Source organism: Stenotrophomonas maltophilia group sp. Smal12, from assembly GCF_037079935.1.
Classification (GTDB): domain Bacteria; phylum Pseudomonadota; class Gammaproteobacteria; order Xanthomonadales; family Xanthomonadaceae; genus Stenotrophomonas; species Stenotrophomonas sepilia.
Window position 1 is genome coordinate 1 of the sequence record NZ_JBAWUK010000079.1, and the last position, 11,312, is coordinate 11,312.

The window sequence follows — 11,312 nt, forward strand, 5'->3', positions numbered from 1 at the left end:
CCACCCCGCCATCCGACGGAATGCACGCTGTTGCTGTTGGTGTTGCTTTGGCCTCGGCAGGTGCAGGGCTGCAAGCCCTGCCGAACACCCCTCAACGCCTGGGCGCCAGCTGCTCGAGCATTTCCCAGGACTTTAGCCCGCGCGGCCCCAGGTGATGGGCCAGCACCCGCCGCATCGGCAGGCGCAGGCTGGCCAGATCGGCGGCATCCGGCTCTTCGTCAGCCGCCAGCGCCAACAGCGCCGACCCGGTGGCGGCTGCCCGGCGCTCCCCGCCGCGCTCGCTCAACAGGCGCTGCGCACCCTCCTGCGGGTCCAGTTCGTACCGCGCCGCCGGGTCGATCGGCTGGCCATCGCTGGCGCTGTCCAGCTCGAAACCCAGGCCCAGCGCAGACAGCAGCTCGCGTTCGAAACGGCGCAGGGTCCAGGCCAGGCCAGCGCCCACCGCCAGCCGCGCACGCGCCTCGCCGTAGGCGAGGTACAGCTCCGGCAGCGGGTCCTGGCGCGGGGCCAGGCGCAGGGTCAGTTCGCTCAGGTAGAAGCCGGCCAGCATCGCCTGCCCGACCAGGCGTGGCGCGGCATCCAGCGCCTCGGCGCCACGCAGCTGGGCCAACTCACCCCGCTGCTGGGCACTGAAGCGGATCCACTGCAACGGCTGCAGGGCGGCGCGCAGCACCTGGCCCTTGGCAGTGGACACGCCACGCGCAAGCAGGCCGATACGGCCATGCTGTGCGCTCAACACTTCGACCAGCAGGCTGGTCTCGCGGTAGGCCCGTGCGTGCAGCACGAAGCCGGTGTCGTCCTCGATCATCATCGAAGCGACTACAACGCCTTACTCGTAACCGAAGGCCTTCAGCGCGGCCTCGTCGTCGGACCAGCCTTCACGCACGCGCACCCAGGTTTCCAGGAACACCTTGGCCCCGAACAGACGCTCCATCTGCAGGCGGGACTTGGCGCCGATCTCCTTCAGGCGGGCGCCGCCCTTGCCGATCACGATGGCCTTCTGGCCTTCACGCTCGACCCAGATCACCGCACCGATGCGCAGCAGGTTGCCGTCCTCGGTGAAGCGTTCGATCTCGACAGTGGTGGCATACGGTAGTTCCTCGCCGAGCTGGCGCATCAGCTGCTCACGCACCAGTTCACCGGCCAGGAAACGCTGGCTGCGGTCGGTGATCTCATCCTCGCCGAACATCGGCGGGGCTTCCGGCAGCAGCTTCAGCACGTCGCGCACCAGCGCTTCCAGGCCGTTGCGCTTCTGCGCGGAGATCGGATGCACGGCGGCGAAGTCGCGACCCTCGGTCACCTGCTGCAGGAACGGCAGCAACGCGCCCTTTTCCTTCAGGCGATCGATCTTGTTGACCACCAGCACCACCGGGATGCCGGCGTCGCGCAGCACGTTGAACGCCAGGCTGTCCTCTTCATCCCAGCGACCGGCTTCGATCACCAGCAGGCCGGCATCGACGCCTTCCAGCGAGCCACGCGCGGCGCGATTCATCACCCGGTTCATCGCCCGCTTCTGCACCTTGTGCAGTCCGGGGGTGTCAACCAGCACCAGCTGGCCCTCCGGATAGGTGGCGATGCCCAGCAGGCGATGACGCGTGGTCTGCGGACGGTTGGAGACGATGCTGACCTTGGCGCCGACCAGGGCATTGGTCAGGGTCGACTTGCCCACGTTCGGGCGGCCGATGACGGCCACGCTGCCGCAATGATGGGGAGTTTGTTCGCTCACTTGGAATCCAGTTGTTCTAGGACGGCCGCAGCCGCCTGTTGTTCGGCAAGCCGCCGCGAGGCGCCTTCGCCCTCGGTGCTGGCGGCCGGGTCGGCTACGTTGCAGCGTACCCGGAAGTGCTTGGCGTGGTCGTCACCGGATTCTGACACCAGTTCATACTGCGGCAACGCCTTCTGTCGGGCCTGCAGCCATTCCTGCAGGCGGGTCTTGGGGTCCTTCTCGGGTCGGCCGGAGGCCGGCAGTGCCTCGATCGAAGCGCTGAACCAGGGCAGTACCACCGCCCGGCAGGCCTCGAAACCGGCATCCAGGTAGATCGCAGCCACCACGGCTTCCACCGCGTCGGCCAGGATCGAATCACGACGGTGGCCACCGGACTTCATTTCGCCCGGGCCCAGGATCAGCCGCTCGCCCAGTTCCAGGCTACGTCCAATCACCGCCAGCGCGCCCTCACGCACCAGTTCGGCGCGGGCACGGGTCATCGCGCCCTCGTCAGCCTTGGGCCAGCGTCGGTACAACGCCTCGGCCGCCATCATGTTGACGATGCTGTCGCCCAGGAATTCCAGGCGCTCGTTGTGTGGCGCACCGGCGCTACGATGCGTCAGCGCCTGCTTGAGCAGCGCCGGGTCGCGGAAGGGATGACCGATCAGGTCACCACGTTGGAAAGGTTTATTCGGCACCGCTTCGAGTCAGGTCCTGGGATGAATCGAATTTGCCAACCACGTCCAGGTTGCCGACCAGCGGACGGCGCACTTCGTAGTTGACCTTGAGGGTCCAGCCATTGTCGCGACGGTCGAACTTCACGTTGGCCGGCTTCACGTTTTCCGAGTAATTGATGTACAGGCGCTTGAAGAACAGATCCTGGATCCGGGCCGGCTCCATGCTGCCCACGCCCGGCTCCTTGGCCAGGCTCTTCATCGCCGAGCGCACCGCGTAATACTCCTGGTACATCGGGAACAGCTTCATGCCGATGTAAAGGAAGAAACCCACCACGATCAGGACCGCCAGGAACGAGGTCAGGGTCATGCCACGCTGCGTGTTCATCGTCTTCATTGCGTTCTCCCCAGATACGCGTTGGATGTGAAGGTACTCAGTTGATGCTCGAGCCGATCCGCGACGGCTCGAAGCCATCCTTGCAGAACCAGCCCTGGCAGTTCAGCCAGATCAGGAAGGCCTTGCCGCGCAGGTTTTCTTCCGGCAGCAGGCCCCAGAAGCGGCCATCGTCGCTGTTGTCACGATTGTCGCCCATCACCAGGTACTTGCCGGCCGGTACGGTCCACTGGCCCTGGCCACGCGGATAGTCGGTCTCCAGCACGGTATGGGTACGGCCCGGCAGGTGCTCGACCAGCAGGTTGGCGCCCTCGCCCTGGCCCTTGTGGCCGGCATAGATGCCCTTGTTGTCGTACTTCAGCGGTTCGCCATTGAGGATCACGCCGTCGCCTTCGAAGACCACGGTGTCACCCGGCACGCCGATCACGCGCTTGATGAAGTTCTCGCCCTTGGCCGGGTCGTTGTCGCTGTGGCCGGGGAAGTGGAACACCACCACGTCGCCGCGCGACGGCTCGCCGAAGGGGACGATCTTGGTGTTGCTGATCGGCAGGCGCAGGCCGTAGGAAAATTTGTTGACCAGGATGAAATCGCCGATCAGCAGGTTCGGCATCATCGAGCTGGACGGGATCTTGTACGGCTCGGCGATGAAACTGCGCACGATCAGCACGATCGCCAGCACCGGGAAGAATGCACGCGAGTAGTCCACCAGCACCGGCTCGGTGTCGAGCAGGCCCGCGCGCTGGGCGCGGCGCTTGGCGAGGTACAGCTTGTCGGCGAGCAGGATCAGGCCCGAGGCCAGGGTCAGCACGACCAGGAGGATCTCAAACAGTTTCATTCAGGGTCCTTTGCAACGTCACCAGACGACCGGCCCCGCGAGGCCGGTGCGGGCTTACTTGTTGTCCATCTGCAGCACGGCCAGGAACGCTTCCTGCGGGATCTCCACGCGGCCGACCTGCTTCATGCGCTTCTTGCCTTCCTTCTGCTTTTCCAGAAGCTTCTTCTTGCGCGAGACGTCGCCACCATAGCACTTGGCCAGCACGTTCTTGCGCATCGCCTTGACCGTGGTGCGGGCGATGATCTGCGAGCCGACGGCGGCCTGGATGGCCACGTCGAACATCTGCCGGGGGATCAGGTCCTTCATCTTCTCGCACAGCTCGCGGCCACGGCGGTCGGCGTGGCTGCGGTGCACGATCAGCGACAGTGCGTCGACCTTGTCACCGTTGATCAGCACGTCGACGCGCACGAACGGGCCGGCGTCGAAGCGCACGAAGTGGTAGTCCAGCGAGGCATAGCCACGGCTGACCGACTTGAGCTTGTCGAAGAAGTCCAGCACCACCTCGGCCATCGGCAGCTCGTAGCTGATCTGCACCTGGCTGCCCAGGTAGTTGATGCCGATCTGGCTGCCGCGCTTTTCTTCGCACAGCTTGATGATGTTGCCGATGTATTCCTCGGGAGTGAGCACATTGGCGCGGATGATCGGCTCGCGGATCTCCTCGACCTGGTTCACCGGCGGCAGCTTGGCCGGGTTGTCCATGTTGATGACCGAGCCGTCGGTCTTCAGGACCTCATACACCACCGTCGGCGCGGTGCTGATCAGGTCCAGGTTGTATTCGCGTTCCAGGCGCTCCTGCACGATCTCCATGTGCAGCATGCCCAGGAAGCCACAGCGGAAGCCGAAGCCCATCGCTTCGGAGCTTTCCGGCTCAAAACGCAGCGCGGCATCGTTCAGGCGCAGCTTGTCCAGCGCTTCGCGCAGGTCCGGGTAGTCCTCGGCATCGACCGGGAACAGGCCGGCGAACACGCGCGGCTGCATTTCCTGGAAGCCCGGCAGCGGCTTCGGCGCCGGATCGCCGGCCAGGGTGAGGGTGTCGCCGACCGGCGCACCATGCACGTCCTTGATGCTGGCGGTGACCCAGCCCACTTCACCGGCACGCAGCGCCGGCAGCACCTTGCGCTTGGGAGTGAACACGCCGACGTTGTCGACCTGGTGGTTGCGGCCGGTCGACATCACCTGCAGCTTGTCACCGGCCTTGATCTCGCCCTGCATCACGCGCACCAGCGAGACCACGCCCAGGTAGTTGTCGAACCACGAGTCGATGATCAGCGCCTGCAGCTTGTCGGTGTCGCGCGGCACCGGCGGCGGGATGCGATGGACGATCGCCTCCAGCACGTCCTGCACGTTGAGGCCGGTCTTGGCACTGACCGGCACGGCGTCGGAGGCGTCGATGCCGATCACGGCCTCGATCTCGGCCTTGGCGCGCTCGATGTCGGCGGTGGGCAGGTCGATCTTGTTGATCACCGGCACCACTTCCAGGCCCTGCTCCACTGCGGTATAGCAGTTGGCCACCGACTGCGCTTCCACGCCCTGCGCCGCGTCGACCACCAGCAGCGCGCCTTCGCAGGCGGCCAGCGAGCGGCTGACTTCATAGGAGAAGTCGACGTGGCCGGGGGTGTCGATGAAGTTCAGGTGATAGGTCTGCCCGTCCTTGGCCAGGTACGGCAGTGACACCGATTGCGCCTTGATCGTGATGCCACGCTCGCGCTCGATGGGATTGGAGTCGAGCACCTGCGCTTCCATCTCGCGGGCCTGCAGGCCACCACAGAGCTGGATGATGCGGTCGGCCAGCGTGGACTTGCCGTGGTCGACATGGGCGATGATGGAGAAGTTGCGGATGTTCCGCATCGAATCAGAAGACATAGGTGGCGGCGGCGCGCGGCGTCGTCAGGGTAACGGTCGATTATCGCATGCCCGGCGCCCGCCCGCGAAAACTGCCTCATCGGGCCGGGGCCAGAACGGCCGAAGCCCCGCCGGGGCGGGGCTTCGGGGGCCGCGTCGGCGCCGCCGAAGCGGCCCCGGCAGGAGCCTTACTGGCCGGCCTTCACCGCCACGAAGGCGCTGTTGCCGTTGGCCGTGCGGACCAGCAGCATCACCACGTCGTCCTTCTTGAAGCTGGACAATGCCCGGTTCAGGGCATCCACGCTGCCGACCGCAGTGCGGCCGACCTGCAGGATCACCATGCCCGGCGACAGGCCGGCATCGCGTGCCGCCTGGCCCTTGACCCCGGTGATGCGCACGCCTTCATTGCCGTTGAGCCCCAACTGCTTGCGCTGGGCCGCGTTCAGGTCGCTGACGTCCAGCCCCAGCAGGGCGTTGGCACCGGTCTGCGGAGCCGCCTCGCCACCGCCAGCCGACGGCCCGCGGGCATTGGCCTGCCCGTCCTCGCTCAGTGCGGTCAGCGTGGCACTGAGCTCATGCGGCTTGCCGTCGCGGTAAACCACCAGGTTCACCTTGCTGCCCGGCGCCATCGCACCGATCAGCGGCGGCAGGTCGGACCAGCTGTTGACCGCGCTGCCGTTGACCGAGCGGATGACATCGCCCACCTGCACGCCGGCCTTGGCGGCCGCACTGCCGGCCACGATCTGGTTGACCAGCGCGCCGCGGCTGTCCGGCAGGCCCAGTCCCTGCGCCTTCAGCGAATCGATCGGTTCGACCACCGCGCCGAGCTGGCCGCGGGTGACCTTGCCGCTCTTCTTGATCTGCTCGACCGCGCTCATCGCCAGGTCGATCGGGATCGCGAAGCTGATGCCCATGTAGCCGCCGGAGGCCGAGAAGATCTGCGAGTTGATGCCGACCACTTCGCCGCGGGTGTTCAGCAGCGGCCCACCGGAATTGCCCTGGTTGATCGCCACGTCGGTCTGGATAAATGGCACGTAGCGCTGGTCCGGCCCCCCCGTACTGCGACCAACGGCGCTGACCACGCCGGCGGTAACGGAATGGTCGAGGCCGAACGGCGAGCCGATCGCGACAACCCATTGACCGGGCTTCAGGGTGTTGGAATCGCCCACGCGCACGGTGGGCAGGTTCTTGCCATCGATCTTGAGCAGGGCCACGTCGTACTGCTGGTCGCTGCCCACCACCTTGGCGGTGAACTCGCGGCTGTCGCCCAGCTTGACCTTCACTTCGCTGGCGTCGGCCACCACGTGGTAGTTGGTCAGTACATAGCCATCGGGCGAGATGATGAAGCCCGATCCCATGCCACGCCCCTTGATGCTGGGACCGCCATCCTGCCCACCCGGCCCCTGCCCCGGCATCGGGAAGTCAGGGCCGAAGAAGCGGCGGAAGAACTCCGGCATGTCATCGTCGCCCATCGGGCCGCGCGAGGCCTGGCGGTTGTTGCGGACGATGGTGGTGTCGACGTTGACCACGCCCGGGCCGACCTGTTCGACCAGGTTGGTGAAGTCAGGCAAGCCACTGACCAGCGGTTGTGCAGGCGCCCGCGGCGCCGCGGCCGGCGCAGGCTGGGTCTGCGCGGCAGGCGCCGGCGCCTGTGCGCAGGCCACCAGGGGAAGGGTCAGGGCCAGCAGGCCAATGGCCTGCGTGCGGAGTCGGGGAGTCATCGGACGGCAACCTCCGGATCGGGTGGAAAGAGGAATACGGGCCCCGCCGACGGCGGGGCGTGAAGGCGCCCGGCTCAGTCGCGCGGGCGCGGCGGCACCGGCAGGTCGTCCTGCAGGCGCGGCTCGAACGGGTAGAACGCGGCACCACCGGCATGGGCCGGGAAGCTGGCATTGAGCGCACCACCGGCGGCGGGCGCCAGGCTGGAGCGCGGCCATGGCCGGGCCTGCAGCCCACCGACCTCACCAAACGGCAGGTTGTGGTTGGCGTTGGCCGGTACGGTCGGAGCCAGCGGTGCCTGCACGGCGGCGATGGCGCGCTGCGGAGCGTCATCGCGCTGGGCGGCACGCGCGGCCTGCTGGCTGCGGGTTGCACTGGCGCGGCGGGCGTCCTGGCGACGGCTGGTGGCAGCCATCGCCACAGCCGGCGCCGCCGCCACGGCCATCGCGGCGGTATCCACCGATGCTTCGGTCACCGGGGCCGGCGCGGTTGGCGCCGGCGGCAGTTCCGCCTGGCTGGCGATCACCTGCGGCGCCAGCGGTTCACCCGGCGTGGCCTCCTTCAGTTTCTCGCCGCCGATGAACAGCGCGACGGCGGCCACCGACGCGGCCAGGGCGGCGCCGCCGCCCCAGGCCCGCCAGCCACTGCGACGTACCTGGCGACGCGGCTCGGCCTGTGGCGCCGGCTCGGCCGCGATGGCGGCAGCCACGGCGGCACGGAAGCCGGCCGGCGCCAGCGCCGACGCCTGTCCGCGCATCACGTCGCCCAGCAGCTGCCAGCGTTCCTGGCAGCCGGCCAGCTCGGGGTCGTGCTCCATCCGGCGCAGCAGGAAGCGCGCTTCATCGGCGCCCAGCTCGCCATCGACCAGGGCCGACAGCTGCTCGCGATGGCGCTGGTCCAGGCGCTGCCCGGCGGGCGATTGATGGTTCTGCGATTCGTTGAACGGGTTACTGGTCATACGCGGCTCTTCTCACGGGTGGCGCTGCCGATGTCCAGCAGCGGCCGGAGTTCGGTGTCGATCGCCTCGCGCGCCCGGAAGATCCGTGAACGCACCGTGCCGATCGGGCACCCCATCTTCTGCGCGATATCCTCGTAGCTCAGGCCTTCCACCTCGCGCAGGGTGATCGCTGACCGGAGTTCTTCCGGCAGCGCGTTGACGGCCTTCATCACCGTCTGTTCCAGCTCCTGGCGCATCAACTCGCGTTCGGGCGTGTCGGTGTCACGCAGGCGCGTACCACTGTCGAACTGTTCGGCATCGCCGATGTCGATGTCATCGGTCGGCGGCCGTCGATTGTGTGAAGCCAGGTAGTTTTTGGCGGTATTCACGGCGATTCGATGCAACCAGGTTGAGAACTGGGCATCGCCACGGAAACTCCCGATCGCGCGGTAGGCACGGATGAAAGTGTCCTGGGCGACGTCCTGACATTCGCTCCAGTCGGCGATGTAGCGACCGACCAGGGCCACCACCCGATGCTGGTACTTGCGCACCAGGACATCGAAGGCGGCACTCTCGCCGTGCTGCACGCGCCGGACCAGTTCCAGATCCAACTCCTGTGGTGTATCAACCTCGGCCATGAGGGGCCGCACTCCTGTCAGCCCAACCGACGTCGGGCAATGAGACTGCCAATCCCGGGAAAAGTTCAGTCGCCGATCACCTGGCGCCGCACCAGCTTTTAACCACCGTTCCGTTAGCGTCCCGGTCCACGGCCATGGATCCGGGGGCGCCACTCCCCTGCTATTGGGATTTGACGCGAGGGAAACAACCTCTGGATCATAGCCGCTTCTCCATACACAACCGGATGGAACGTCCATGCTCTCAGGCTTCGATGGTCTCCGCTTCAGCCACTGGCACCCCGAGATCCGCGACGACGGCGTGGTGGTTCTCTCCCTGGATCGTCAGGACAGCAGCGTCAACGCGATGTCGCAGGACGTGCTGCTGGAGCTGGGCGACCTGCTTGAGCGCATCGCGCTGGACCCGCCCAAGGGCGTGGTGGTCCAGTCGCTGAAGAAGGCCGGCTTCATTGCCGGTGCCGACCTGAAGGAGTTCCAGGAATTCGACCGTCGCGGCACTGTCAACGACGCGATCCGTCGTGGCCAGGCGACCTATCAGAAGCTGGCCGAGCTGCCCTGCCCCACCGTTGCGGCGATCCACGGCCACTGCCTGGGCGGCGGCACCGAACTGGCGCTGGCCTGCCGCTACCGCGTGGCGTCCAATGACAGCAGCACCCGCATCGGCCTGCCGGAAACCCAGCTGGGCATCTTCCCGGGCTGGGGCGGCAGCGCCCGCCTGCCGCAGTTGGTGGGCGCGCCGGCGGCGATGGACATGATGCTGACCGGCCGCACCCTGTCGGCCTCGGCCGCGCGTGGCATCGGCCTGGTCGACAAGGTGGTGGCGCCAGCGGTGGTGCTCGACACCGCCGTCGCGCTGGCGCTGTCCGGTACCACCCGCCCGTTCAAGCAGCGCGCGACGGCATGGGCCACCAACACCTGGCTGGCACGCAGGCTGCTGGCGCCGCAGATGGTCAAGCAGGTCGCACGCAAGGCGAAGAAGGACCATTACCCGGCGCCGTACGCGCTGATCAGCACCTGGCAACGCAGTGGCGGCAAGCCGATCCAGGCCCGCCTGGACGCCGAGCGGCGCGCCGTGGTGAAGCTGGCCAGTACACCGACCGCGCGCAACCTGATCCGTATCTTCTTCCTCACCGAGCGACTGAAGGGCCTGGGCAGTGGTGATTCCGGCATCCGTCACGTGCACGTGGTCGGCGCCGGCGTGATGGGCGGCGACATCGCCGCGTGGGCCGCTTACAAGGGCTTCGAGGTGACCCTGCAGGACCGCGAGCAGCGCTTCATCGACCCGGCCATGGAACGCGCGCAGGCGCTGTTTGCCAAGAAGGTGCGCGACGAAAGCAAGCGCCCCGCCGTGGCCGCACGCCTGCGTGCCGACCTGGAAGGCAATGGGGTTGCCGAAGCGGATCTGGTGATCGAGGCGATCATCGAGAACCCGGAAGCCAAGCGTGCGCTGTACCAGACGCTGGAACCGAAGATGAAGCAGGACGCCCTGCTGACCACCAATACCTCGTCGATTCCACTGGTGGAACTGCGCGATCACATCCAGCGCCCGGCGCAGTTCGCCGGCCTGCACTACTTCAACCCGGTAGCACAGATGCCGCTGGTGGAAATCATCCACCACGATGGCATGGCGCCGGAGACCGAGCGCCGCCTGGCCGCGCTCTGCAAGGCGCTGGGCAAGTTCCCGGTGCCGGTGGCCGGCAGTCCGGGCTTCCTGGTCAACCGCGTGCTGTTCCCGTACATGCTGGAAGCCGCCACCGCGTACGCCGAAGGCATCCCGGGCCCGGTGATCGACAAGGCCGCAGTGAAGTTCGGCATGCCGATGGGTCCGATCGAACTGATCGATACCGTCGGCCTGGACGTGGCCGCCGGTGTCGGCCGCGAACTGGCGCCGTTCCTGGGCCTGCAGATTCCGGCCGCGCTGCAGACGGTGGAACCGGACAAGCGTGGCAAGAAGGATGGCCAGGGCATCTACACCTGGGAAAACGGCAAGCCGAAGAAGCCGGACGTGGCCAGCGACTACCAGGCCCCGGCCGACCTGGAAGACCGCCTGATCCTGCCGCTGTTGAACGAGGCAGTGGCGTGCCTGCACGAAGGCGTGGTGGCCGATGCGGACCTGCTGGATGCCGGCGTGATCTTCGGCACCGGTTTCGCCCCGTTCCGCGGCGGTCCGATCCAGCACATCCGTGCGGTCGGTGCCGATGCGATCGTCGAGCGGTTGAAGGCGCTGCAGCAGCGCCACGGCGACCGTTTCGCCCCGCGCCCGGGCTGGGACAACCCCGCCCTGCGCGAACCAGTGGTCTGAGTTCATCGGCCGGGCCTGCGGCCCGGCACCCGCAGAGGCAACCGCCGAAGCAAAAGCCAGAGCCGGAGCCAGAACCGGAGCCGGAGCAACAGCCGGCTCTGGCTTTTCTGTTTGCTGGGCGGGGCGGTGTCGGGTTGCGGGGACGCCGTAAACCCATCCTTGAAGTGACCCCCGAGACTTGGACGGTGGGGTCAGGCGGCTGCTTGGGCCTGTTCCCGGTACTTTACCGGGCTTAGCCCCTTCAATTTCAATCTGATTCGCTCTTGGTT

Annotated in this window: 11 protein-coding genes; 1 reads left to right on the top strand and 10 read right to left on the bottom strand. The window is 67.1% G+C overall.

Going from position 1 to position 11,312, the window contains the following annotated elements; all coding sequences use genetic code 11:
• Positions 1 to 91 precede the first annotated feature (91 nt).
• The 9 genes from recO to rpoE all read right to left on the bottom strand — a co-directional run bounded on the left by recO (position 92) and on the right by rpoE (position 8,744).
• Complete coding sequence (recO, locus tag WDC87_RS20865; protein WP_049447075.1) at positions 92 to 811, bottom strand: DNA repair protein RecO; 720 nt, start codon at positions 809 to 811, stop codon at positions 92 to 94.
• Positions 812 to 829: 18 nt separating this feature from the next.
• A complete protein-coding gene (era, locus tag WDC87_RS20870) occupies positions 830 to 1,726 on the bottom strand; it encodes a GTPase Era (RefSeq protein ID WP_005410599.1) in 897 nt (298 codons plus the stop codon).
• Positions 1,723 to 2,403, bottom strand: a complete 681-nt coding sequence (gene rnc, locus WDC87_RS20875; RefSeq protein ID WP_005418230.1) for a ribonuclease III — start codon at positions 2,401 to 2,403, stop codon at positions 1,723 to 1,725. Before rnc ends, era begins: the two co-directional genes overlap by 4 nt.
• Positions 2,393 to 2,776, bottom strand: a complete 384-nt coding sequence (locus tag WDC87_RS20880) for a DUF4845 domain-containing protein (RefSeq protein ID WP_014038086.1) — start codon at positions 2,774 to 2,776, stop codon at positions 2,393 to 2,395. Before WDC87_RS20880 ends, rnc begins: the two co-directional genes overlap by 11 nt.
• 37 nt (positions 2,777 to 2,813) lie before the next feature.
• On the bottom strand, positions 2,814 to 3,608 hold the full coding sequence (gene lepB, locus WDC87_RS20885) for a signal peptidase I (protein ID WP_005418234.1): 795 nt from the start codon (positions 3,606 to 3,608) through the stop codon (positions 2,814 to 2,816).
• 54 nt (positions 3,609 to 3,662) lie between these two features.
• Positions 3,663 to 5,456, bottom strand: a complete 1,794-nt coding sequence (gene lepA, locus WDC87_RS20890) for a translation elongation factor 4 (protein ID WP_005418237.1) — start codon at positions 5,454 to 5,456, stop codon at positions 3,663 to 3,665.
• A gap of 182 nt (positions 5,457 to 5,638) precedes the next feature.
• The gene (locus WDC87_RS20895; RefSeq protein ID WP_111008361.1) at positions 5,639 to 7,171 is read right to left on the bottom strand and encodes a DegQ family serine endoprotease; all 1,533 of its coding nucleotides are present in this window, start codon (positions 7,169 to 7,171) and stop codon (positions 5,639 to 5,641) included.
• A 74-nt stretch (positions 7,172 to 7,245) separates the two neighbouring features.
• Positions 7,246 to 8,127: a sigma-E factor negative regulatory protein gene (locus WDC87_RS20900; protein ID WP_188240748.1), complete on the bottom strand. Its 882-nt coding sequence runs from the start codon at positions 8,125 to 8,127 to the stop codon at positions 7,246 to 7,248.
• A complete protein-coding gene (rpoE, locus tag WDC87_RS20905; protein WP_005418256.1) occupies positions 8,124 to 8,744 on the bottom strand; it encodes an RNA polymerase sigma factor RpoE in 621 nt (206 codons plus the stop codon). The genes WDC87_RS20900 and rpoE overlap by 4 nt, the downstream gene beginning before the upstream one ends.
• 235 nt (positions 8,745 to 8,979) lie before the next feature.
• On the opposite strand from rpoE, the gene WDC87_RS20910 reads away from it, so the two are divergent.
• The gene (locus WDC87_RS20910; RefSeq protein ID WP_088497398.1) at positions 8,980 to 11,043 is read left to right on the top strand and encodes a 3-hydroxyacyl-CoA dehydrogenase NAD-binding domain-containing protein; all 2,064 of its coding nucleotides are present in this window, start codon (positions 8,980 to 8,982) and stop codon (positions 11,041 to 11,043) included.
• Between the two features lie 191 nt (positions 11,044 to 11,234).
• Here WDC87_RS20910 and WDC87_RS20915 read toward each other — a convergent pair.
• A partial coding sequence (locus WDC87_RS20915) for an IS3 family transposase (protein WP_336331321.1) occupies positions 11,235 to 11,312 on the bottom strand: 78 nt, incomplete at its 5' end.

Excerpts from the sequence above, each read along its gene's own strand:
- recO (WP_049447075.1), bottom strand. The coding sequence starts at position 811 with ATGATGATCGAGGACGACACCGGCTTCGTGCTGCACGCACGGGCCTAC.
- lepA (WP_005418237.1), bottom strand. The coding sequence starts at position 5,456 with ATGCGGAACATCCGCAACTTCTCCATCATCGCCCATGTCGACCACGGC.
- lepB (WP_005418234.1), bottom strand. The coding sequence starts at position 3,608 with ATGAAACTGTTTGAGATCCTCCTGGTCGTGCTGACCCTGGCCTCGGGC.
- WDC87_RS20910 (WP_088497398.1), top strand. The coding sequence starts at position 8,980 with ATGCTCTCAGGCTTCGATGGTCTCCGCTTCAGCCACTGGCACCCCGAG.
- WDC87_RS20880 (WP_014038086.1), bottom strand. The coding sequence starts at position 2,776 with ATGAAGACGATGAACACGCAGCGTGGCATGACCCTGACCTCGTTCCTG.
- WDC87_RS20900 (WP_188240748.1), bottom strand. The coding sequence starts at position 8,127 with ATGACCAGTAACCCGTTCAACGAATCGCAGAACCATCAATCGCCCGCC.
- WDC87_RS20895 (WP_111008361.1), bottom strand. The coding sequence starts at position 7,171 with ATGACTCCCCGACTCCGCACGCAGGCCATTGGCCTGCTGGCCCTGACC.
- rpoE (WP_005418256.1), bottom strand. The coding sequence starts at position 8,744 with ATGGCCGAGGTTGATACACCACAGGAGTTGGATCTGGAACTGGTCCGG.